This window comes from Psychrobacter halotolerans (genome assembly GCF_039680845.1).
In the GTDB taxonomy this organism is placed as follows: domain Bacteria; phylum Pseudomonadota; class Gammaproteobacteria; order Pseudomonadales; family Moraxellaceae; genus Psychrobacter.
In genome coordinates this window covers 182427-207237 of the sequence record NZ_JBDKWD010000002.1, presented here as the reverse complement: position 1 = coordinate 207237, position 24811 = coordinate 182427, and the positions used below count along the sequence as shown (strand labels likewise).

The window sequence follows — 24811 nt, the reverse complement described above, 5'->3', positions numbered from 1 at the left end:
TGATCAGTCAAAAATTAGAAGGATTGCATCTCTTGTCTTATGCGCATATTCGGTAAGCCGACAGTGTTTATACGTTTGTATAGTCACCAAAATAGCGGGCATTGTTCTCAAATCCGCGCTGGTTTTGCTCACAAGAATCACGGCAGACATCAAACTCTGTCTTTGGCACAAGCGGCGCAGCAGGATGAACGGTGAGCTTAATGTCAGCCGGATCATAATTATCAGATGGGTCAAGGGGATGCGGCGCGTTGCAGATGAATACTAAGCAATTCATCTCAAAGCGTAAGGACACAGATTGATCGGTATTGTCGGCAGGCACGTAAGACAGCTGCCCTTGCAAATCCGAGGTAACTTTGGAGAAAAGATTGACCGTCGCACTCAGGTCACTTTCATTTAAAGAAAACTTCGACATTTCAGTCAGCAGCCCATCAAGACCGCTTTGATAGCGTTCATTACGAGCATCTTGGAAGGTTTTTTTGCCGTATTGATGGTGAATCATTGCGGCAGTGCTGGGACCACAAACTGCATCGTTCCAGCCGTGGTCATCGCTGATGATAGAGGCCAATACTCGGCCCATGTCTGAATAGAGCACATGACCTTTTGACAGATATAAAGTATGTTGTGCTTTTAGGCTGTCTGGCATATTGAAGCGCTCAAGCTTCTCATCGGCATTGACCACGTATAGGCTTGCGTTGGCATTGGCTGCCAGCGACTTGAGCGTTAATACATGGTTTTTATTAATTCGGCCGCACCAGTGATGACCACCGGGTAAAGGTGTGGTGAAATGGGCTGAAGATGAGCTATTTGACGTAGTGATTGGCAAGGATGACATAAAAAACTCCACAGTGATGAGCTTAAGTGAGCAGTGTCACTTATAGTCTCCCGGGCTTTTATCCCTCCGTGTAGTTCTTTCGAACCGCCATCTCTCGGACCAGTCATATAGTAGAAAGCGGGCTTTCTTTACTATATCGGAACCCTAGACGGCATTTTTTTAGCTCTTAGATTGATGATAAAACGGTCATTAACCGTGCATTAACAACGGTGCAAGCCCTATGCCAGCCAAAAACTATTACTATCGATTTATTATCCATACTTCGCTAAAAACAAAATTTTCTGATACAAATAACAACGACGACAGTCACTTAAGTCTTGGTAAAAAACAATTTTATAATTCATTACATTAACCGCCATACATGAGCTGTAGTTAATTTCATTGAAGCAACTCACTTTCTTAATGCCAATTATCGACATGAGAAATAACCGCCATAAAAATACTTTTTTGGGAGAGTACCAACCAAATGGGTCAGCGCACTATCGTAGTACATCGTGCACCACAATGATAAATAGCGCCCTATTCTGCACCGCTCAAAATGGATAGAAAATGGCTTTATGTCTATTGGTATAAGTATTTTCAGGCAAAAAAAAGCACTGATTCAGTCAGAATCAGCGCTTTTTAGTTATATCAATACTTAACTTTATTGAACTATAAATCAAAACCGTCTCTTAAACCTACTAGCCATAAGTTTTGTCTAGATACTTAATAATGTCTTTAGATTCAAACATTTTGGTCTCCGTGTTTGGATCAATAAGATAAGGAAACTGCAACTTATCTGGCATTACGTCATTCATGATATGGTCACGCTTGCCGCCTTTAATGGGATGATATTCACCCATATTCAGACGGACACCGAAGCCGCCCACATCTTGGATTTGCTCACGAGCGACATTGTGATTGATATAACCTACCTCCAGCTCGCTTAGTTTTTCTCGTACCAACCGACAAAAAGGACTGGCTTCAAACCCATATAAATGTAGCGGCTCATTAGGCTTACCACGCGCCTGATTTTTTTCAGGATGAACCGCTTTGACACCGCGCATCATCGACACTACGCTGGCAGACTTATTAATGAGCGTGGCATTATCGCCGCTAGGTGCTTTGAATTTATCTGATGTGCTGCCTTTTTTAGAATAATGAGCAAATAGGTGATCAATAATAGCCTGCGAGTCTAAGATTTTATCGCCTGTATTGTCATCGATTAAAAAAGGCACTTGCGCCTTGCCTGCCAGCTCTTTTAACTCATCTCGGTACACATGACCCTTGTGCGGACTGGGACGACTCTCATAATCGAGGTTTAGTCGCGTCATCACTTCACGAACACGGCGCGAATAGGGACACGCTTCATGCTCGTACAGAACCAGCATCTTCTCTGGCATGATCGGCTTAGAGGTGCCCATGTTACCTCGACCGCCGCGTAGTAGGGTGGTCATGGTGGATTGTAGGCTCTTTAAATGAAAGCCCAGTTTATTATTAGGAATAATCATAAAACATCCTTTTTTATCATGATTTTGATAACCGAATTTAATAACCGAATTTGATAACCGTCTCAGCGCTTTAAACAGACCGCTTTTAAGTACTAATAAAACCCAAAAACGCATTGGCTCGTAGTGAACCAATGCGCTTGTTTAGGTTGATCAAGGCATAGCCGATAAAACCATGCTTGATCTATTTATCAGTAGCTACCTACTTATCAATAGCGAGTGACCAAAGCGATTGGCTGATCTTCACTCATAATGTCTTGTGGCATAAACACAGCTTCACCACCATTATGAATCACATGTTCAATGATTTCACCGATAGCATCATCAGTGACATCTTCGGCAGCAGAATCACTTGCCATGCTCAATGTCTGTGCTTTTTCATCAATCTTCGCTGACTGGATATAACCGCGGCGGACATAAAGCGTCTCACCTGCCCCTTGGAAGGCACTGCGATAGACTTCTTGCAAGTCCGTTTGTAGCATGTTGGCACCGCGTGCTTTATCAATCTCACCCAAAGCCGCTTGATGCAATGAGGTGCGATACTCTTCTACGGCTTCTTGAACGCTATCGACGATGTGTTGAGCACTGCCATCATCTAAGTGAGTGGCGTTGGATACCGTCGCGATAATGTTATCTGGACGGTCACATACTTCTTTATAGTATGCAATGTTTTTGGCGTCACCAACGATAACCAGCGGCATTTTATGCTCGCCCCACAGCTCTTGTACGCTCTTATCCACTTGGTTAAAGAACTCTTTTAGATGGCTACTTTCATTGTTCGATGAGCGGTCAGAACCACCGTCACCTGTGGTGTACAATCCGTTGTTTTCGACAGGAAACTGGATGTTTTCCATTTTATTTTGCACGTCATCGTCTTTATCAAATTCTCTGATGACACGGTCATTAGACGCCTCGATTAAACGCGCATGATCGCGAGTCAATACGACGGTATAGTAATGGACGGCGCTTGCCATATCACGAACCAAGTCACGAGTGGCAAAACTGGTTGAAATCACTACACGCTCTTGGGTATCAATCGGCATACGAATAATCTGTACATCATCGACACTAGCAAAGATGGCTAAAGTATCTAAATTATAGTTATGATTGAGATCATCAGTCTTGGCATGAATATTTTCTAAGATAGTGGTGGCGGTACGTTTGTCATACTCATTGGTTAAGCGTTCTTCGACCACTTTTAATTGATTTTTTAGTGCAATCGGATCTTGGTCATTGGCAGGATGGGCACGATGGGTTTTGACGAAAATGCTAACCGCAGGATCTGCTTTTGTCTGGCGTAAGCTTTTGAGAGTTGCTTTCATATAATACTCCTTGTTTTATTATGATGTATGCTCAACGTTGTCGTTTTTCTAAATGTTAAGCAATAGGTACGTAAATACGGCGATATTTTTATTAATAGGTTTTTTATTAATAGCTATAAAAATTGATGAATAATATGAGCCAATGGCTAACAGTCAGTGTTTAACACTCAAAATTTACTCATTTGGGTTTTCCGACCATCCTTGGTCTCGTGTCTGATTGCGCTTATTGTTATAATTGTCTTATTATTATTTTATTGATTATGGCTCTATTTATTTTTTATTATTAATATCCGTGTGAAGACACTTTATTGATTTCTTATTCCATCACAACGATGCTAACAGTTGCCTCTGACCCACTATAGGGTTAATTTGCAAGCAAATGATGACGCTTTGTAAGCAGAACAAACAATACTGTTAAAACCCTATCCTATTCGTTTCAAACCTCTTTTCATCTCTCATTTAAAGCGCTTATGCACCGAACCGTTGCCAAATAGGTTGCATTTTTATTAAATGAACCCATCTTTTATATATCTTACATCCAAACAATAGAATATAAAAAACGCTAGAAACCCAGTATTCTTATACGTTGATACCGCAATACTAGGTGACATATCTGTCTGTTTCTTCGATTACCTCTCCCCCATTCATACCGGATATTTTTATGACCTCTACTCCTACTGATTTACATCTCGTCGATTTTGCTAATGCGGCACCAGATACGTTACAAAGCAACGTCAGTAACGCTATCGATAGTGCCAATGCTTTTTTAGACAAAATGACAGCAACGACGACTGACAATGACGGTGATGCGTCTGCTATCACTGCTGAACAAGCGCTTGCGGACGTCATGGCATTTGACCATATCAATTTGGCTCTAGATCGTAGCTGGGGTATTTTGTCGCACTTAAATAGTGTAATGAGCAATGATGAGATTCGTCATGTTCATCATGAACTACTGCCGAAGCTCTCAGCGTATGGTACGCGTGTGGGACAGCATCAGCCTTTATTCAGCCGCTATCAAGCCATTGTTAACGATACGGCGTTTTTTGCCGCGCTTGAACCTGCCCGTGCGCGCGCTATCGAGCTTGCGCTGCAGAGTTTTGAGTTGTCAGGCGTGGCCTTACCAAAAGCGGAGCAAGAGAAATTTGCTGAAATTCAAAGCAAACTCTCAACGCTATCGGCCACGTTTTCTGACCATATTTTGGACGCCACTCAAGCCTATGCGTTGCCGTTAAATGCTGAGCAATTAGCGGGCCTAACCGAAAGCGGTCTTGCGCTCCTAGCCGATGCAGGCGAGCAGTACAAAACCCGTGCGCTTGCCAGCGGTATATTAACGCAAGCCGACATAGAGGCGCTGCCAAAGCCATATTATGTTGCCAGTTTAAACATACCCGTCTATCTTGCTGTCATGACTCATGCAGATGACCGTCGTTTACGTGAAACGCTGTACCGCGCTTACGTCACGCGTGCGTCTGAGTTCGATGAGCATACCAATGCTAAGGGTGAGTCATTAAATAATGCCGACCTGATGAGTGAGATTCTGCAATTGCGGGAACAAAAAGCCAAATTATTGGATTTTGAGCATTATGCAGATGTGTCTTTATCGACCAAAATGGCGGATAGCGTCACAGAAGTTGAGACGTTCTTAAGAGATTTAGCAGCGCAAGCAACACCCGCTGCCAAACAAGACTTGGCACAATTACAAAAGTACGCGCAGGACTATGGCATTGATGAGTTGCAGCCTTGGGACAGCGCCTATATCGCTGAAAAAGTAAAACAGAAAGAATTCAGCTTGTCGCAAGAAGAGATTCGTCCTTATTTCCCATTACCCACAGTCATTAGCGGTTTATTCACGATTGTAGAGCGTCTCTACGGTATCAAAGTCAAAGAACAGACGCTTGACAATACAGATGCACACTCTGTCTCTCGCTGGCATGATGACGTACGTTTTTATCAATTGTTTGACGCGGACGATCACTTGATAGGTGGCTTTTACTTTGATCTGTTTGCTCGCAGTGGTAAACGCGGCGGTGCATGGATGAATGGTTTTCAGGCACGTTATCGTTATGAGGAACAAGGCCATCAGCAACTGCCCGTCTGCTTTATGGTTGGTAACTTTACGCCCGCCCTTGATGGTAAGCCAAGCTTGTTGACCCATGACGAGGTACTGACCTTGTTCCATGAGTTCGGTCATGGTCTACATCACTTATTGACGCAAGTGAGCGTGGGTGATGTCGCTGGTGTCAATGGCGTGGAGTGGGATGCCGTTGAGCTACCCAGCCAATTTATGGAAAACTGGGCATGGGATGCTGAGGGTATTGCGCTCATTAGTAGCCATGTCGAGACAGGCGAAGCCTTGCCTAAAGACAAGCTCGATGCATTATTAGCGGTTAAGAATTTCCAAAGCGGGCTACAAACACTGCGTCAAATTGAATTTGCTTTGTTTGACTTATTGATTCATGCGCATACACCAGCGCTTGATTATGAAGGTATTTTAGCGACTTTAAACGCGGTACGTAGCGATATCGCTGTCATGCAAACGCCTGATTATAACCGTTTTGCCAATGGGTTTAGCCATATCTTTGCTGGCGGTTACGCCGCCGGTTATTATTCCTATAAATGGGCAGAGCTTTTGTCGGCGGACGCTTTTAGTAAGTTTGAAGAAGAAGGTATCTTTAATCCGATAACGGGTAAAGCGTTTCGCGATACCATCTTGTCGGTAGGCGGTAGCTTCCCTGCCAAAACCAACTTTGAGAACTTCCGTGGTCGTAGTGCCAGTATCGATGCCTTATTGTGCCACAATGGTTTTACAAACGCTGGCGATGCGGCCAATGTCCAGACGACTCGTGAGGTGATCTAAATGCGCTATCAGTCCTCACGTCCAACGCGTCGATTTTTGGCCGGGGTTCGCTGTCCCAAATGCCAGACCATGGATGCAGTGGTACAAGTAAACATTGTGACGCCTGAGCCTGATGAGTACATTGAATGCACTCAGTGCGGTCATACGGAACATAGACCCGATCCTGACGCTATCAGTGCCAAAAACCATCTCGAAGATCAGCTTACTCGTGATGCTATGTCTACGGGCACCAGCGGAACAGTGAAGTTTAAACCATAACTCATAATTTCGAATCTCTCTGTTAATCAGAAATGCGATGTTTAACAGTGTTTTAAGCCTATCTATCAATAGATAGGCTTTTTATTTTGAGTTTGTTATAGTATGTGTACCTATCTCTTTGACATAAATTTGACCAACGTATGAACCATAAAAAAATACCTGCTCAATTCCAGCAAAAATGGTGGCTCGCCATTGTATTGGTAGCGCTATTGATTGGTTATGTAGGATGGAAAATTATTTCAACTGACACCGCTACCAGCCCTGCTCAAAACACAGATTCGGTTGCGCAATCAACTGAGGCCGCACCTAACGCTTCTACACCATCAGATGAAACAGGGTTGAACGAAGAAGCGCTATCAAGTGAAGATAGCTCGTCAACTGATCCAACCTTAAACGACTCAGCATTGGATGAAAGGGATGAGAACATCGGTCTTTCGGATACCTCGAACGGTCAAATACCAAGTCCAAAGGCTATCTTAAATGCGCCGCTGCCCCAAACAGACAGCCTTGCCAAAGAAGAGATAGATCGCTTGGAGGATGAACGTCAACGCTTGGCGGAACAAGAAAAACTGGCGGCCGAACAATTGGCCATGAATAAACAGCTCACTGATATGAAGGCTGAGCAAATCGCCTTACTTGAACAACAAATTGCGCAATTAGAAGCAGAAGATAGCGCTGTAGAATAAAACCATTATGTTTTATAGAGGGGCTGGAAATGGCGAACCTACAATTAACGCACGCCCCTATTTTAAATAGCAGCGCGCAACTGCTTATTCTGCCAGTGAATACGACTGGTATCCTTTTAGATCCTGTGCTCACAAGAACTAAGACTTTATTTCCTGATAATTATCAACATTACCATCGTACTTGCCGTGATGGAAGCTTGAATGTGGGCAGCTGCTTACTACACAAGCGCGCACTTGAACAAACAGGGCTTGGTGTCAGCAGTAGTGGCAACCAGCCAAGTCACATTGCCAACCTCGTCATATCGGATCATCCTTATCATCCAGCGCGAATGCGTTGGCTCAGTGCAGCCTTGATGGATCTACAACAACAGCTTATGCCACTCATTCGTTACCAAGGCATTCGTAAGGCGGCATTACTTGCACGTCCTCTGATCTTTGATAATCCGCGAGACCATCAGACTGATCCGTCCGACTTAACATATTCGCTGCCTTTAGATTGGCACACCGATACTTTGCCTTTATTGACTCAGCATCTACAATCGCTACCCAAACTTCGTATCGATATTCATCTTCCTAAAGACGTCAATATATAAGCCCATCACAGCCTTTGACTATAGTCGATTCATCTTAGAAAGAGTACGGTTCTACTGGGATAAATTTTACGAAGCATCTGTCACGCTTGCGAACAGCCAGTGAGTGAAACTTATACCAGTAGAACATGAGGACCGTATTTACTACTTTTACTTTAGATTAACTATATCTCTAACACATAAAAAAACCGCCTTGAGGACTTATAATAAGTCTCCCAAAGCGGTTTTTAATGATCTAAGCCAAACCAATCATTAAAAATTAGTTCTGCTCGATACCTTTCATGGTCAGTTTGATACGACCACGGTTATCAACGTCTTGTACAAAGACTTTAACCACCTGACCTTCTTTCAGATAGTCTGACACATTTTCAACGCGCTCTTCTGCGATTTGCGAGATGTGAACCAAACCATCGGTGTTTGGTAGTACGTTAACAAACGCACCAAAGTCGACGATACGAGCAACCGTGCCTTCATACGTTTTGCCAACTTCAACTTCAGCGGTCAATGCTTCGATTCTACCGATAGCGGCTTTGGTTGCGGCTTTGTTTTCACCAAAGATACGAATCGTGCCACCGTCATCGATATCGATAACCGCGCCAGTCTCTTCGGTTAGCTGACGAATCATCGCGCCGCCTTTACCGATCACATCACGAATCTTGTCTGGATTGATTTCGATAACCGCGTAGTTTGGCGCATGAGCGTTGATTTCAGTACGGCTTTCTGGCAATACTTTATTCATAGCATCTAAAATATGGATACGACCAGCATAGGCTTGCTTAAGCGCTTGCTCCATGATGTCAGGCGTGATGCCTTCGATTTTGATATCCATCTGAAGCGCTGTGATACCATCTTTAGAACCAGCCACTTTAAAGTCCATATCACCAAGATGATCTTCATCACCTAAGATATCTGACAATACAGCAAAACGCTCGCCTTCTTTAACCAAACCCATCGCGATACCGGCAACGGGTGCTTTTAATGGGACACCTGCATCCATCAATGCCAAGCTGGCACCACAAACAGACGCCATAGAAGATGAACCATTTGATTCAGTAATCTCTGATACCACACGAATGACATATGGGAAGCGTTCGCTGTCTGGTAGCATCGCTTGTACACCGCGGCGTGCTAGGCGACCATGGCCGATTTCGCGGCGCTTTGGAATACCTTCACGGCCTGTTTCACCAACAGAGAAATGCGGGAAGTTATAATGCAACATGAAATGGTCACGAATCGTACCACTAAGCGAATCAATCATATTGACGTCACGGCTATTACCGAGCGTGGTCGTCACCAGTGCTTGCGTCTCACCACGGGTAAATAATGCTGAACCATGCGTATATGGTAGGACACCCACTTGTACATCAAGGGCGCGAACGGTCTCAAGATCACGACCATCGATACGTGGCTTACCTGACAAGATATTGTCACGAACGGTACGATACTTAAGGTCGTTATAAATTTCTTTAAGCTCAGACACCGTATCAGCATAGTTTTCAGATTCTGGATCACCCGCAAGTGCATCGATCACCGATTGCTTAATCTCATCAAGCTTGGTGTAACGATCTTGTTTATTGGTGGTGGTATAAGCATCAGCCACTTGCGCGCCAAATTGCTCTTTCATGCTGCTAGTAAGCGATTGATCACGCTCAGGCGCAGTGAACTGCTGCTTAGCCGTACCGATCTCTTCTGCCATTGATACAATATTATCAATAACGATTTGCTGCTGCTCATGACCGTATAATACAGCGCCTAGCATTTGATCTTCTGATAGCTCTGCCGCTTCAGATTCGACCATCAATACCGCAGATTTAGTACCTGCAACGACCAAATCCAAGTCACTGCTTTCGAGCTGTTCAAGCGTTGGGTTAAGGACGTATTCACCATTGATGAAACCAACACGAGCACCGGCAACAGGGCCATTGAAAGGCGCGTCAGAGATAGCCAATGCTGCTGAAGCACCGATCATCGCAGCGATATCTGCAGACTGAGTCTTGTCCGATGACACAACCGTTGCTGTGATTTGAATTTCGTTCACGTAGCCTTCTGGGAATAGTGGACGAATCGGACGGTCGATCAAGCGTGAAGTTAGGGTTTCAAACTCGCTAGCGCGGCCTTCACGTTTGCCATAGGCACCTGGAATTTTACCAGCGGCATACATTTTTTCTTGATAGTTGACGGTTAGTGGAAAGAAGTTCTGGCCTTCTTTGGCGTCTGACTTTACCACTGCTGCGACTAATACTGTTACGCCGCCCATATGAACCAAAACAGAGTTGGCCTGACGTGCAATGCGACCGGTTTCAATAACAACCTGCTGGTCGCCGTACTGGAATTCACGCTTAATGGTGTTGAACATTGTCATATAATATTCCTAATGTTGACTGACAAAAGTAATATCAGCGCTCTAAAAGCTGATATCCGTCATTAAAATGCTTTATATATAATCATATATTGATAGGCGTTTGCTTACATATCCCAGCAATAAAGACTTATATTGAGATCTAATTATCTGTTTATGATAGTTATCGTACTACCATGTCTACCTAATTACTAAATGTTGCTGTTATTATAAATACTGTCATGAGGCAGAATTCATACATACGAGACGTTTTTAACCAATGGACGCTCTCACCTATAAAACGCTTACTTTATAGTTGGCGTATGAACAAAAGCCATTCTGTCAAACTTTCAATATATCATTTTACAGGGATTTGTCGGCATTGACCAATCAATTGCGAAACCGCACGTAGGCGATAGTTAATTCTAAATAAAATGGACACAGGAGTTCACCACACGTGACTCGTCGAGATTCTTCTTACTGGCGACGCCTTTACTGATAAAGGTGACAAGAAACTTATCTCTCTCACCTTATCTCTTTTTTACATCAACTTGACTGTCGTTTAATCACTTTAGCTTAAGTTCTTTAGCTCTTGCATGCCCTATTAGCACACATAAAAAAAACGGCGTGAAACTATTCCACACCGTTTTTAGAAGAAATCTATTTTATTAAAATCAGCAAGTAAGTGCTAAGCGGTTTGGTTAAATCTCGAAGGAACATCAAATAATGATGTCTTCGTTTTAGCAACCACTCAAACTATGGTCGCTAGATTAACGACGTAGACCTAACTGGCTAATAAGTGTGGTATAACGACCAAGATCTTTACCTTTTAAGTAATCAAGCAGCTTACGACGAGTATTAACCATACGGATAAGACCGCGACGGCTATGATGGTCAGCTTTGTGCTCTTTGAAATGGTTCTGTAAATCGTTAATACGAGCACTTAGCAAAGCTACTTGAACTTCTGGAGAACCAGTGTCGTTTTCGCCGCGCTGGTATTGGGCAATGATTTGTTCACGATCAGTATTAGTTAGCATAAATATCTCCGGCAATGCTAAAAGTCTTGAAACAGATTCGAATTGAATCGTCTTAAAGACAGTAGAATAATAAATAACATCACTTAAACGCCATTCAGGACAACCCTGCATTACTAGAGTTGACCTAGTGTACGATAAGCTCAATCGGTTGGTATAACAGTCATTTGAACAGGCACAGATTAGTTCAATATAGCTTTCAACTCAGTCATCAGCTTAGTGCAATGACAGCGAGTATGACTATTCGTCTAAAACCCGATCCAAATGTAGGGGCGATTATAACAAAAAACTGCTGAACTAGCAGCAGTTTTTCATAATAGTTTTACTAATAAGTGTGATCTAAAACAATGATTAAAATGGTTTTAACCCACTTAACGAGCAAGAACTTTATTTTTTAACATTTTTGTCAGCAGCGCTCTCACCAAGGTCATCATCTGATAAAGGAGCAGTAGTTGCTTCTGCCAAGCTATCAGGTGTTTTGTCTTCTCTTGGGTTGATATCTGCTGCCAGTTCTTGAATCTCTTGTTCCTGATCATCTAACTCTTTAGATGCATTATTCATAATAGCTCCTCATTCGTTATTGATAAGCCTTTTATTTTGATAAGCGTTAAAGTAATAAACATAATATTTAAACAATTAACTTACCTTTTGTGACTTATGCAACCTACATTACCTATTCCTTACCTTCTTTACCTACTTATCTTCTTTGGCATTTTTTAGGTTATTAGCAATACGTTCTGCAGCTGCTTCTGAATCTTCTGTATGATTATTTTCAGTTTGACCTTTAAGTGCGGCAGTCGCTGAATCAGCACGTTCTTGTTCAATTTTAGTATCGTTTGGATTAGGGTTTGACATAATATTTTCCTTGGTTTTATTTATAATTAAGTGAATAATTTTTAAATAGAGGTATGAGATAAAGGTTTAAGAAAGTGCTTTATCAATGGCTTCAACAAAGTTGTCGATATCATCAGGATTACGTGACGTGATTAGGTTCCCGTCTACTTGTACCGTTTTATCTACAAAAGTTGCGCCAGCGTTTTCTAAATCTGTTTGAAGCGACTGATAGGCAGTCAATGTTTTGCCTTTAGCAATCCCTGTATTAATAAGTGCCCATGGAGCATGGCAAATAACAGCTAAAGTCTTACCTGCATCGTTAATGGCGTTGATGATTTTGTGTGCTTCATCATTACCACGTATGGTGTCAGCGTTGACTGTACCGCCTGGCATGACCAAAGCATCATAATCACTAACATTTGCTTCACTAGCAAAGATATCAGCCTTAAAGGTATCACCCTTATTGACGTCTTGATTCATTGCTTGCACTTCTTTGTCTTTGTTAGTAGTGATAAGAACGGTCTTATAACCTTTGTCTTTTAGTTGGTTATCGACCTTTTCATACTCTGCTTGTTCAAAGTTGTTATGGAGTAAAAAAGCAATCGTTTTCATAATATCCCTTCTTCTTTTGTTAATGATTTATTTGTATGTAATCTTGTTTTAAGATTGTTTATTATTATATTTTATAATTATTGTTTACTAATTTTTGGCTTTATCTTATCTAACTTTCTTATTATAAAAATCCGTTTCTTTAACGTTATTATTATTTTATTAATAGTTATTTTTTAACTTTAAATTACTTTATTATTTTATTCAAAAATTCACTATTTTTTATTATTTTAGGGTTATCAATTTATTTTATTATTATTGTCATAATATAGTTGTTATCGTTATTATTTTCTTAAACAGTCCTCCCTAACTGACTTATCTACTATATAAAAAAAGCAGGTTTCACCATAGGAGAAACCTGCAATAAAATGTGACGATATGTGATTAGTGTAAACTGTTAGTAAGTTTACTCAGCGAGTCTTTAAAAAGCTATTCCTATCTCTGAATCAACTTTTTGGGTTGTAATCGTCCGTTAAGACTGACCGCGCCCAAACCAAGAAATTCACCCGATTCATTGAGCAGACGAATATCTACCGCAGTCTCGTATTTGATAGGCTGCGCGCTATAATCATTATTAGCACTGTCATCAGAATACTGATTATGAACAGATATCTGACGATCGGTCTCGTCTTCATCAATAGCAAGCTGGCTATCAACGTTGTCTGCAATGTACTGTTTGAGAGTATCTGTCAGCTGATCGGACACGTTTAAGCGTTGACCCATATGTATGCGAGCGCACTGTTCGGGCAGTAGAGTTAGTTCAGCAGCGATATTGATACAAGCATCTACTGGCATCAATTGTCCTGCTCTATCTGCAAACGTCATGGCTTCTAGTTCCGACAAAGCAATGGCATTATCAACCATAAAGTGACCCACTTGCGACCGTCGCAGCGCTGTCAGATGTCCTAATGTACCAAGCGCTTTGGCAATATCTTCGCCCAATACGCGTACGTAAGTGCCCTTGGTACAAGTCACCGTCAACTGAAGTTGTTCATGGTCAATTACTTTTATATCAATTGCTTTGATCACGATATCTCGCGGCGGACGTTCTAACTCGATACCAGCGCGCGCATATTCATACAGTTTTTTACCGTCTTTTTTCAACGCAGAATACATCGGTGGTATCTGCTGCTGAGCACCTAAAAACTGCTGAGCAATTTGTTCTAAGCATGCGTCATCAAACTTTGGAATAGGCGCTTGTGCAATGATTTGACCTTCTGCATCACCCGTATCAGTTTGGCTACCAAGTAAAATAGTGGCTTGATAAGATTTATCCGCATCCAATTGATAATGACTGAACTTGGTTGCTTCGCCCATACAAATAGGCAATAACCCCGTTGCCATTGGATCAAGGGTGCCAGTATGACCCGCTTTTTTGCTGTCATGGTTCGGTGATTTAAATAGGTACTTTACCTTTGACACCACTTGCTGCGAGGTCAATCCCTTAGGTTTGTCTATTAAGATAACACCAGAGACTTTTGTTTTGTTAGTTTGCTTGGGTGATATAGACATATAGTCAATCCAAATAAAAGTGATACATACAGCCGCCATGTGCTACTGGTATAAATTTTCCTTGCTGGCTGTTCGCAAGCGTGACAGATGCTTCGTAAAATTTATCCCAGTAGAACCATACTTTTTTAAACTGGCTCAACTATGACCGTGACTTACTCATCATTCTCATTTTGTTCTGTCTTAGTGACCGCCTGATTGATCAGATCCATCATATAATTACCACGAGCCGTCACTTCGTCATAATGAAAACGTAAACGCGGCGTGGTGCGAGTCTTTAAACTATGGCTGAGCTCAGTACGTAAAAATCCGGCCGCTTTGTTAAGCACTTTAATGCTGTCTTCATGATTGGTTTTGGTCATAGCATCGTTGAGTTCAGGCTCCATGATGGTGACATACACATCGGCGTAACCCAAGTCTGGACTGACTTTGACGCTAGAGATGGTGACAAAACCTGTCAAACGAGGATCATTGACTTCATCACGGATAAGAACGGCAAGCTCACGCTGAATTTGATCGGCTAAGCGTTGTAAACGTTGGTTCATGTTATTACCTTGTTTTTAATTTGGCTTATTTGTCTTTTGATCTATAGTCGGTGCATGATTAATCAGTACACCATAAAATACATACAGTGCTACTAAGATAGATTTTGCGCAGCCGCTGTCAACAACGGCACAGAACACAAGGAAAATCATCTTAGTAGCGCGTTGCAATATTCTTAAACCTTTTATTTAGGACTGACTATACTGACCTATTTATGAGGTTGAGCATAACTATTTGCTAAAAAAGGCCTAGCAGGGTGTACCTGATAGGCCTAAGTACAGCTTATACGATTAAATATTCTGCTATGCAGTCATCACTTTAGTAATGACTGGCTAACAAGTACTTATTAAATAGTACGAGCGAACTCTTGAATCTCAAAGACTTCGATCTTATCGCCAGCTTCAACATCATAGCCACGAACCGCTAGACCGCATTCCATACCCGTACGTACTTCATTGACGTCTTCTTTATAACGACGCAATGACTGTAATTGACCCGTAAAGATAACTTGGTCATCACGCAATACGCGAATAGGTTTGTTACGATAGATAGTTCCTTCAACCACCATACAACCAGCAGCCGCACCAAACTTACTAGAACGGAATACTTCACGAACATCAGCAACACCAAGAATCTTCTCACGATGCTCAGGCGCTAACATACCGCTCATGGCTGATTTGACATCATCAATCAAACCATAGATCACGCTATAATAGCGAATATCCATGTTGGCCGCATCGGCTTTACGGCGTGCAGTCGCATCGGCACGGACGTTGAAACCTAACAATACCGCTTCACTAGATTCTGCAAGCGTCACGTCAGACTCAGAGATCGGACCAACGCCTGAGCTGATGACTCTGACTTTTACTTCATCAGTCGACAACTCATTCAAAGCAGAAAGCAAGGCTTCAAGTGACCCACGCACATCGGTTTTCAATACGATATTTAAGAATGATACATCGCCTTGACCCATCTGATCGAACATGCTTTCTAAACGCATGGCATTTTGACGCTCAAGTTGACGCTCACGCTCACGGTTTGTTCTGAAATCAGCCACTTCACGTGCTTTCTTCTCATCAGTTACGACTAAGAACTCACTACCAGCAGCTGGCGTTTCAGGCAGACCTAAAATCTCAACAGGGATAGAAGGACCTGCAGATTGAATACGTTGACCATTCTCATCGGTCATTGCACGGACTTTACCGTAGGATTCGCCTGCTAGAACCAAGTCGCCTTGCTTTAACGTGCCTTTTTTGACTAGAACACTAACAACCGGACCACGACCTTTTTCAAGTCTTGATTCAATGACAACGCCCTGTGCAGCCCCGTCTAATGGCGCTTCTAATTCCATAAGCTCTGCTTGCAAGCTGATGAATTCTAGTAGATCGTCAATACCTTCGCCCGTTTTGGCTGAGATACGAGCCATAGGGGTATCGCCGCCCCACTCTTCTGAGACCACTTCTTTTGTGGTTAACTCATTAAGGACGCGATCAGGATCGGCGCTTGGCTTATCCATTTTGTTGATAGCAACAATGATTGGGGTACCAGCAGCACGCGCATGATCAATCGCTTCTGCGGTTTGTGGCATCATACCGTCATCAGCTGCAACGACCAATACGACGATATCAGTCGCTTGGGCACCACGAGAACGCATGGCACTAAAGGCGGCGTGACCTGGCGTATCAAGGAACGTAATAACACCGCGCTCCGTTTTGACATGATAAGCACCAATGTGCTGAGTAATGCCGCCCGCTTCGCCCGTTGCTACTTTTGTTTCACGGATTTTATCGAGTAACGATGTTTTACCATGGTCAACGTGACCCATGATAGTGACCACTGGTGGACGTGTTTGCACGTTACTGCTACGCTCATCAACCGCGTCTTGTAGATCGTCTTCAACCTTGGTATCGCTGACAGGTACTGGGTTGTGACCCATTTCTTCAACAAGCAAACTTGCGGTTGCTTGGTCAATGGTATCTGTCTCACGAGCCATCTCACCCATTTTCATAAGCAGTTTAGTCACTTCGCGTGCTTTAACTGCCATACGTTGAGCAAGATCAGCAACCGTAATATGTTCACTGATTTCGACATCATAAACGATCTTTTCGACCGGTTTTTCAAATTTGTGCTGTGAGGCTTGAGTAGAGCGTAGACCGTTTTTGCGGTTTTTAATTTCACGCTCATCTTGATTCTTACGGCGACGACCACGAGTGCCCGTACTATTGGCACCGCGCTTAATTTCACGACGCTCTTTTTCAAAAGATTCTTCTAATGCGTCACCGACCAAACCTTCTGCCAATGGCTCATCTTTACGAACTTCTGTCACTGGCTCACGATCAGTATATTGACCTGCCATTTTACGCATCTGCTCAAGTGTACGTTTTTGAGCTTCTTCCGCTTGAACGCGGCGAGTCTCAGTTTCGATTTCGCGCAGACGAGCTTCTTCTTTCTCACGAGCTTCGCGCGCTTTACGCTCTGCTGCTGTCTCAACTTTTGGCTTCGTTGCAGCGACTTTTTTCTTGGGCTGATCTTTAGGCTTGACTTCAACAGTCGCTTTGCCGCCTTTTTTCACAACCACTGATGTTGAGATGTCGTCGTTTTTATCGTCTGATTTTTTGCTAGAACCTAGACTTGCACGCATCGCTGCTAAGGTTGCTGCTTGACGTTCTTCAGCTTTTTTCTTAGTTGCCGCACGCTCTTCAGCATCTTTAGCGGCACGTTCTTGCGACTCAATCATCGCTTGTTCACGCGCAGCCAATTCTTCAGCCATTTTTTCTGGATCAGGCTTTTCGAACACTTTCTTTTTACGCACTTCAACATTGACGCTCTTAGATTTCCCTGAAGAGCCGGTCACGCGCGCAGTGCTAGTCGTCTTAGATTTCAGACTGATACGACGCTTTTCTTGCTGACCATGACTTTGCTTTAAATACGTCACCAACTTCTCTTGCTCAAGCTCGGTGACTAGGTCACTCTCTGCACGAGCAGGCAGTCCAGCATCTACCAATTGCTGTTGTACAGCATTTGGAGTTTTGCCTACCATTTCTGCCAGTTCTTTGACGGTCTTATCTGCCATGTATTATCACCTACTGTCTATTATTTGCTATATGTTCAATTCAGTTGTTGGCTACAAATGATTGGGTTAAGGCCAGTATTTATATTACATTCATACCAGCACTTTATTTTCGATAGCATATCACCAAAAGACAGCGATATGCAGTTACCGCCTATTCATTGAACCAAGATTCCCGAGCTTTCATGATGAGTTTTCCTGCGGTTTCAGAGTCTAAACCTTCGATATCTTCTAGATCGAAGACGGCTTGTTCTGCCAAATCATCAACGGTAAGAATGTCTTTTTGTGCCATTTTATAGGCCAAACTGACCGTCATACCTTCAAGCTCTTGTAGCTCTTGACTTGGCTCTTTCATGTTTTGTTGTTTGACCAGCTCATCAGCGATGACCACTTCTTTTGCACGTTCTTGAATCATCTCAATCGCTTCGTCGTCTAATCCTTCGATGTCATAAAAAGTTTCAACGGGAACGTATGCCACTTCTTCAATACTGGTAAAACCAATATCAACAAGGGCTTGAGCTAGGTCTTTGTCTACTTCTAAGCGTTCATAGAATAATTCAATGAATGCTTTTGATTCGTTTTCTTGACGCTGTTGATACTCTTCTTCGAGCATCATATTTAATTTATAGCCTGTCAGCTCTGATGCCAAGCGTACGTTTTGACCTTGTGAGCCAATGGCACGTGCTAATTGATCATTGGTGCTAAAGATAATGTCAGCCGTTTGCATGTCTTCATCTAAAATGATGCTGCTAACGTCAGCGGGTTCTAAGGCACTAATGATAAATTGAGCAGGATCATCAGACCAAACCACCACGTCAATACGCTCACCATCAAGCTCTTGCTGTACCGCTTGGATACGCGTACCACGCATACCAATACAAGCGCCCACTGGATCGATACGATGATCGTTTGTTTTGACTGCTATTTTAGCACGCGTGCCTGGCAAGCGAGCGACGTGACGAATCTCAATAATTTGTTCTGCAATCTCAGGCACTTCTTTTTGCATCAAGGCAGATAACATTTCAGGATGAGTACGAGAAAGCAGTAACTGTGCACCGCGGTTTTCACGGTTGACATGATATAAGATGGCATTGATACGAGATTTGGCACGCAGTTGCTCACGTGGCAACATTTGATCGCGTGACAAATAGCCTTCTGCGTTATCGCCTAAGTCGATGATATAACCATCGCGAGTCTGTTTTTTGACTTCGCCATACATCATCTCGCCCACACGTGGCTCAAAAGCATCAGCGACTAGCGCACGTTCGGCTTCACGAATTTTTTGGATGATGACCTGCTTGGCTTGCGTCGCAGCAATACGACCAAATTCAATCGATTCGATTTGCTCTTCTTTGACATCACCGATTGACCACTCGTTTTCATCAAGATCGCTGATCGCTAGCTGACAAGCTGGCATTTCATGGTCTTCATCTGCAACCACTGTCCAATAACGATAAGTATCATAATCGCCCGTGGCACGGTCGATGGCGACCCGTACAGCCACTTCTGGTTGTTCGGTATAGACTTTTTTCTTCGTCGATACCACCAAAGCGTCTTCTATGGCCTCAAAGATATCTTCAGGATTTAAGCCCTTCTCATTACTGACAGTTTCTACTACCGTTAAGATTTCACGACTCATGCTATACCTGTCCTATCATTTTTTAATTGACTTAAATTTTATAATTTGTGTACCAATACTTTGATTCCACCGCAAGTGATCAATTATTTGGAGAGTAATATTTTGATGTATCAAACATTAACCAACCGAATATATAAACATGAGCTCAAGTGAAACATTGCAATAGACTATACATTTTTATAAGACTTATGCGTCTTCATAAACCAAATTGGCTTTATCAATATTGCTTAATGCAATCTCAAACTGCTCGCCATCACTTGACGTCAGCATTAATGAGCTGGCATCGATACTATCTAAAGTACCCGTTGCTTTACGGCGCTTTTGATCACCTTCACCAATGGCTTGAATCAAACGCAAGCTTACTTTTTGACCAACATAGGCATGCATTTGCTCATCTGAGAAAAATGCACGATCAAATCCTGGTGAGGATACTTCTAAAATGTACTCGCCAGCAATAGGGTCATGTACCTCAAGAATACCGCTCACTTGGTGATTGACGGCAGCACAGTCTTCGATGGTTACTTGCTTATCTTGAGCTTGCTCTTCTGGCAATGCCTCAATATAAATACGTAACAAAGAGCGGCGGCCTTGTGGTGCAAATTCTATACCCCATAGCGCCACATCACAAGCGGCAACGGCAGGGGCAATAATATTGGTCAGTTCTGCAACTTTGGTCGAAAGCTTCATAATCTATTTATATTTTCCTATTCACTGATCTATCGTACTTAGTAAACCGTCGCAAAATTCTAATGGTGCTCTTTTAATGTGTCTGTTTCAAAGTCTCTTTCGCTGTCGAAGCTGTCAAAGTTACTTTTGCTGGTAGACATCACGGTCACTATTGTATTTTAAACCATAATCTTTGTGTGTTGTGCTTTTATATAAGGATGAGCATAGAAAACATCAAGCTCAATCAGCCAATGCTTTTATTATTCGTAAAGCAGTACTATCGATAAAAGAGTCAGGAGTAATAGATAGTGTTGCTTAAGGAAAATCGCGTTATTGATAGCGGCAAGTGACGAAGAGTGTTGTACTCTATAGACCTAGAGATTAGCACAAGTAGGATAGATACCGCGATAACACTGACCGTCAGATACAAAAAAACCCACAAACATAATGGTGGGCTAATCGTTACTGACAAATTTAGTATACAAAACATCAGTATAAAAAGTGGTAGCGGGGGCTGGATTTGAACCAACGACCTTCGGGTTATGAGCCCGACGAGCTACCAGACTGCTCCACCCCGCATCAATCTAGAACGCACATTATAGGGAGGTTTGATAGATGTGTCAATGTTTATTTTAAAATAAATTTAAATGAACCAAATGACGACTATAAAACAGAACCTTACGCTGTGCAGCGTATTAAAACTTGGTGCGATTGGGGGGACTTGAACCCCCACAGCTTGCGCCACCACCCCCTCAAGATGGCGTGTCTACCAATTCCACCACAATCGCATTTTACCTATGTTTTTCTAGCAACCAATGTATCATTAATGACGCTTAAGGTAGGCGTCGATAGCAAAGGCGCTGTAAAAACAGAACAGCATTGTAAATCTAACCCACCAAAATAGCAAGGGCTGCTTGCTTAAAAGACCTTTACTCAGGATTCTGTGTCAATGGGCGCGGCGTTTGCGGTGCTGAAACAGGCGCATCTAAACGAAACTGATCTTCAGCTTGTTTACGGGCATGAACCGCAAGCGTCATACTGGTGATAAAGAATATAACCGTTAATACCGCCGTTGCACGGGTCAAAAAGTTGGCCGTACCAGCCGCACCGAACACGGTCCCTGATGAGCCTGCCCCAAAAGAAGCGCCTGCGTCTGCCCCTTTACCATGCTGTATCAAAATCAAGCCGATCATGGCAATCGCCACAATAATGTGCAGGGCTAATATAAACGTAAACATGGTGGCCTCTTTTGCCGCATAATGACGACTGATAACAGAAAATAAATCTTAACTTTCAATAAGGATGACGATTAGCGTTTGATGACGCAAAATCGATTATATAAATAAGGCGCATTGTACACGATTGCAAGGGCACTGTTAAACTTACTTTTTTTAACTGATAAAGACATTTTGCATGTCCGTTGGCTGTGCCCTGCCTAAGCTTTGTTTAGTGCCATTAACTATGGGCTTGTTCAAAAGCATTGGCGATCGCTAAAAAACTCTCTGCTTTTAAGGAAGCACCGCCCACCAAGGCACCATCGATCATAGCATCGGCCGCAAAACTGTCCGCGTTTTCAGCATTGACACTGCCGCCATATAAAACCGTCATGTTATCTGCTGTAGAAGCAAAACCTGCAACCGTTTGTTTGATATGCGCGTGAGTCTTACTGACTTCCTCTACGGTTGGCACTTTACCCGTACCAATGGCCCACACAGGTTCATAGGCGATGATTAAGCGATTAGCAAGCGATGCAACCAGCTCTGGTTGCTGAGTCATTAAGTCTTTGATAACTGATAACTGCGTATCAATCACTTCAAGGGTTTGCTTATTATCGTATTGTGCCTGAGTTTCGCCAATACAGAATACAACCCTCAGGTTTTGTGCAAAAGCATGCGTTAGCTTTTTGACTAGGCTATCATGAGCTTCACTATGGTACTGGCGACGCTCAGAATGACCAAGTAGTGTCCAAGTGGCTCCCGAATCTGCAACTTGCTTGGCTGAGCAGTCCCCTGTGTACGCCCCAGTGTTGGCGCTATGTTCGCTAATGTCTTGAGCGGCGCATATTACTGGGCTATGCTTTAAACGCGTACTGACTTCAGCCAAATGGATACAGCTTGGTGCCACCATCAACTGACAATGTCTGTCTGAATGACTGCCTAATAGCGACGTATTAGCTTGCGCTTTGGCATCAATCTCAGTCAATAGATTGTCCAATAACGCATTGACGTCATGTCTCGTTGCTGGATTTTGCTTCCAATTGCCAATTACCCAAGCTTGCATATTCATCTACCTTGTCTCATGTGTTTATGCCAATTCGGCTAATATGCGCGTCAGTATAACAAATAATCTACAAGTGCTATAGTATGCTACTGCCAGAAACAAACAGACGTTTAAGAGGCCTTGGCTACTGACTTGATACGACGCGGTGTTTTTTTCTATATTACTGGTTTAATAGTTCATATAAAGTATCTACACTAAGCCCATTCTTTATTTTATACCATCATTAAACCATACAACTTTATCAAAACAATTTTATCAAATAGTTAAACCATTAAGCTGCTAGTAACGGCACACCTGATTAAAAAACATGAACGGTTGCACATAGCGATATTGATATCTTTTAAAGCAATATTGGGATCTTTTGAAAAGTAACGCGCCATCCACTCTTATACAATAAGTTAAAGGTTGGTGACGACTTAAATAAGATGTCTGTCAAATGCTATCAATAGTGCGTGAGTTTTAACTAAGGATGCACAGTACTGAGTATTAAGGAGAAGTCGTAATGTCTGTCACAGCGAGTAAATATGGTGGATTGGCGCAGCAGCTGATCAGCGAAGGTATCGTTAGCGAAGCGCATATGAAGACGGCGCAAACCGAGTCGCAGCAGCAACAGATTGGGTTAGTCCCTTATCTAGTAGATAATAAATTGGCCAATGCTTATGATCTTGCCCAAATGCTGTCCCAATCCTTTGGTGATCCTTTATTTGATCTTGATGCATTGAGTGTCGATGTCGTGCCAAAAGACTTGGTGGACGAAAAAATTGTTCGTAAGTTTAATGCTTTGCCGCTTTTTAAGCGCGGACAACGCTTATTTGTCGCACTCAGTGACCCAACACGCGTAGATGCGATTGATGCGATTGCCTTTAACTCTCGCTTGTCCGTTGAAACCCTGGTCGTCGAAGAAGATAAACTAAAAAGGCACATCGAAAATCTGTATGCCGATAGCATGCAAAACTTCGACAGTTTCTCTGACGGCGATTTGAATGTGGGGTTTGAAGAGGGCGAAGAAGAGGAAGGTGAAACCAAGCTGACAGATGGTGTCGATGAAGCGCCTGTTGTGAAGTTTGTGAATAAAATGCTGGTTGATGCCATTCGAATGGGTGCCTCTGACTTACATTTTGAGCCTTACGAAAAAACGTATCGCGTTCGCTTCCGTGTTGATGGGGTCATGCAAAAAATGGCCAGCCCGCCAGTACAATTGGCAGGGAAAATTGCGGCCCGTCTAAAAGTAATGTCACAAATGGACATCTCCGAACGCCGTGTCCCGCAAGATGGACGTATTAAACTCAAGATTTCTAAAAGTAAAGCCATTGATTTTCGTGTGAACTCCTTACCGACTTTGTTTGGTGAAAAAATTGTCCTACGTATTTTGGATCCCTCTTCAGCCATGCTTGGCATTGAAGCATTGGGTTACGAGCCTGATCAAAAAGAGATGTTTTTAGAGGCGCTGCACAAACCGCAAGGCATGCTCCTCATTACGGGTCCTACGGGTTCTGGTAAAACGGTCTCGCTTTATACAGGTATCAACATTTTAAATACTGGCTCAACCAACATCTCAACCGCTGAAGACCCCGTAGAGATTAACCTAGAAGGTATTAATCAGGTCAATGTGAACGCTAAAGTGGGGCTGACCTTTGCCAATGCTCTCAAGTCATTTTTGCGTCAAGATCCTGATATCGTCATGGTAGGTGAGATTCGTGATCTCGAAACGGCGGAAATTGCGATTAAAGCGGCGCAGACAGGTCACATGGTTCTCTCAACCCTGCATACCAACTCAGCACCCGAGACTTTGACGCGTTTGCGCAACATGGGTGTGGCGTCTTTTAATATCGCCACCTCTGTCAATCTGGTTATCGCTCAGCGCTTGGCACGGCGCTTGTGCAAAAACTGCAAAAAACCCCTTAGCATTCCCCGCCAAAGTCTATTAGAACTTGGTTTTACAGATACTGATTTGGATAATGCAGACAATGTCATTTACGAGCCTGTCGGTTGTAACGAATGCCGGGAAGGCTATAAAGGGCGTGTGGGTATTTATGAAGTGATGAAAGTCAGTCCTGATATTTCACGCATTATCATGGAAGACGGCAACGCCATCGACATCAAAGACGCAGCTCTTAGAAACGGTTTCCGTGACTTGCGGCGCTCTGGGATTTTAAAGGTATTGCAAGGGGTTACCAGCATCCAAGAGATGATGCGCGTGACTTCTGAATAATTATCCTTTGATAATGAACTGAAGCACTTAAAAATAAAACAG

General features: G+C 42.9%; 20 protein-coding genes, 2 tRNA genes and 1 riboswitch. Of the genes, 5 read left to right on the top strand and 17 right to left on the bottom strand.

The genetic code is table 11. From position 1 onward, the window contains the following. Window positions 1-67: 67 nt before the first annotated feature. The 3 genes from AAJP47_RS04595 to AAJP47_RS04585 all read right to left on the bottom strand — a co-directional run bounded on the left by AAJP47_RS04595 (window position 68) and on the right by AAJP47_RS04585 (window position 3641). Entirely contained in the window at window positions 68-832 is a 765-nt protein-coding gene (locus tag AAJP47_RS04595; RefSeq protein WP_346716736.1) for an urea amidolyase associated protein UAAP1, read from the bottom strand. Between the two features lie 45 nt (window positions 833-877). Then, a riboswitch (guanidine-I (ykkC/yxkD leader) is annotated at window positions 878-991 on the bottom strand. A 521-nt stretch (window positions 992-1512) separates the two neighbouring features. After that, window positions 1513-2322 (bottom strand): glutathione S-transferase N-terminal domain-containing protein, encoded by an 810-nt coding sequence (locus AAJP47_RS04590; RefSeq protein ID WP_346716735.1) that lies wholly within the window; start codon window positions 2320-2322, stop codon window positions 1513-1515. A gap of 206 nt (window positions 2323-2528) precedes the next feature. Further along, the gene (locus AAJP47_RS04585; RefSeq protein ID WP_346716734.1) at window positions 2529-3641 is read right to left on the bottom strand and encodes an AOC03_06830 family ribosome hibernation factor; all 1113 of its coding nucleotides are present in this window, start codon (window positions 3639-3641) and stop codon (window positions 2529-2531) included. A 661-nt stretch (window positions 3642-4302) separates the two neighbouring features. Here AAJP47_RS04585 and AAJP47_RS04580 point away from each other — a divergent pair. From AAJP47_RS04580 to AAJP47_RS04565, 4 genes are all read left to right on the top strand, one after another. Next, the gene (locus tag AAJP47_RS04580; RefSeq protein ID WP_346716733.1) at window positions 4303-6501 is read left to right on the top strand and encodes a M3 family metallopeptidase; all 2199 of its coding nucleotides are present in this window, start codon (window positions 4303-4305) and stop codon (window positions 6499-6501) included. Further along, on the top strand, window positions 6502-6759 hold the full coding sequence (locus tag AAJP47_RS04575) for a YheV family putative metal-binding protein (protein ID WP_346716732.1): 258 nt from the start codon (window positions 6502-6504) through the stop codon (window positions 6757-6759). A gap of 140 nt (window positions 6760-6899) precedes the next feature. Next, complete coding sequence (locus AAJP47_RS04570) at window positions 6900-7445, top strand: hypothetical protein (protein ID WP_346716731.1); 546 nt, start codon at window positions 6900-6902, stop codon at window positions 7443-7445. A 29-nt stretch (window positions 7446-7474) separates the two neighbouring features. Next, complete coding sequence (locus AAJP47_RS04565) at window positions 7475-8038, top strand: hypothetical protein (RefSeq protein WP_346716730.1); 564 nt, start codon at window positions 7475-7477, stop codon at window positions 8036-8038. 256 nt (window positions 8039-8294) lie between these two features. Here the strand turns inward: AAJP47_RS04565 and pnp are convergent, their stop codons facing one another. The 14 genes from pnp to tpiA all read right to left on the bottom strand — a co-directional run bounded on the left by pnp (window position 8295) and on the right by tpiA (window position 22557). Further along, entirely contained in the window at window positions 8295-10397 is a 2103-nt protein-coding gene (gene pnp, locus AAJP47_RS04560; RefSeq protein WP_346716729.1) for a polyribonucleotide nucleotidyltransferase, read from the bottom strand. A gap of 746 nt (window positions 10398-11143) precedes the next feature. Continuing rightward, the gene (gene rpsO / locus AAJP47_RS04555) at window positions 11144-11410 is read right to left on the bottom strand and encodes a 30S ribosomal protein S15 (RefSeq protein WP_058023603.1); all 267 of its coding nucleotides are present in this window, start codon (window positions 11408-11410) and stop codon (window positions 11144-11146) included. Window positions 11411-11794: 384 nt separating this feature from the next. After that, the gene (locus AAJP47_RS04550; RefSeq protein ID WP_346716728.1) at window positions 11795-11968 is read right to left on the bottom strand and encodes a hypothetical protein; all 174 of its coding nucleotides are present in this window, start codon (window positions 11966-11968) and stop codon (window positions 11795-11797) included. 132 nt (window positions 11969-12100) lie between these two features. Next, the gene (locus AAJP47_RS04545; RefSeq protein ID WP_346716727.1) at window positions 12101-12262 is read right to left on the bottom strand and encodes a hypothetical protein; all 162 of its coding nucleotides are present in this window, start codon (window positions 12260-12262) and stop codon (window positions 12101-12103) included. Between the two features lie 66 nt (window positions 12263-12328). Next, a complete protein-coding gene (locus tag AAJP47_RS04540; protein ID WP_346716726.1) occupies window positions 12329-12853 on the bottom strand; it encodes a type 1 glutamine amidotransferase domain-containing protein in 525 nt (174 codons plus the stop codon). 432 nt (window positions 12854-13285) lie between these two features. Next, a complete protein-coding gene (gene truB / locus AAJP47_RS04535; RefSeq protein WP_346716725.1) occupies window positions 13286-14362 on the bottom strand; it encodes a tRNA pseudouridine(55) synthase TruB in 1077 nt (358 codons plus the stop codon). A 152-nt stretch (window positions 14363-14514) separates the two neighbouring features. After that, complete coding sequence (locus AAJP47_RS04530) at window positions 14515-14904, bottom strand: ribosome-binding factor A (RefSeq protein ID WP_346716724.1); 390 nt, start codon at window positions 14902-14904, stop codon at window positions 14515-14517. Window positions 14905-15248: 344 nt separating this feature from the next. After that, window positions 15249-17975: a translation initiation factor IF-2 gene (infB, locus tag AAJP47_RS04525; RefSeq protein WP_346716723.1), complete on the bottom strand. Its 2727-nt coding sequence runs from the start codon at window positions 17973-17975 to the stop codon at window positions 15249-15251. Window positions 17976-18126: 151 nt separating this feature from the next. Further along, a complete protein-coding gene (gene nusA / locus AAJP47_RS04520) occupies window positions 18127-19611 on the bottom strand; it encodes a transcription termination factor NusA (protein ID WP_346716722.1) in 1485 nt (494 codons plus the stop codon). 186 nt (window positions 19612-19797) lie between these two features. Next, window positions 19798-20298 carry a ribosome maturation factor RimP gene (rimP, locus tag AAJP47_RS04515; RefSeq protein ID WP_346716721.1) on the bottom strand — a complete coding sequence of 167 codons (501 nt, stop codon included), beginning with the start codon at window positions 20296-20298 and terminating at the stop codon, window positions 19798-19800. A 481-nt stretch (window positions 20299-20779) separates the two neighbouring features. Next, window positions 20780-20856: transfer RNA gene (locus AAJP47_RS04510), tRNA-Met, on the bottom strand. Between the two features lie 124 nt (window positions 20857-20980). Next, window positions 20981-21065: transfer RNA gene (locus tag AAJP47_RS04505), tRNA-Leu, on the bottom strand. A gap of 141 nt (window positions 21066-21206) precedes the next feature. Beyond that, entirely contained in the window at window positions 21207-21515 is a 309-nt protein-coding gene (gene secG / locus AAJP47_RS04500) for a preprotein translocase subunit SecG (RefSeq protein WP_021814138.1), read from the bottom strand. Between the two features lie 217 nt (window positions 21516-21732). Next, window positions 21733-22557, bottom strand: a complete 825-nt coding sequence (gene tpiA / locus AAJP47_RS04495) for a triose-phosphate isomerase (protein ID WP_346716720.1) — start codon at window positions 22555-22557, stop codon at window positions 21733-21735. A gap of 502 nt (window positions 22558-23059) precedes the next feature. Between tpiA and pilB the strand changes: the two genes are divergently transcribed. After that, the gene (pilB, locus tag AAJP47_RS04490; RefSeq protein WP_346716719.1) at window positions 23060-24769 is read left to right on the top strand and encodes a type IV-A pilus assembly ATPase PilB; all 1710 of its coding nucleotides are present in this window, start codon (window positions 23060-23062) and stop codon (window positions 24767-24769) included. Window positions 24770-24811: the final 42 nt, after the last annotated feature.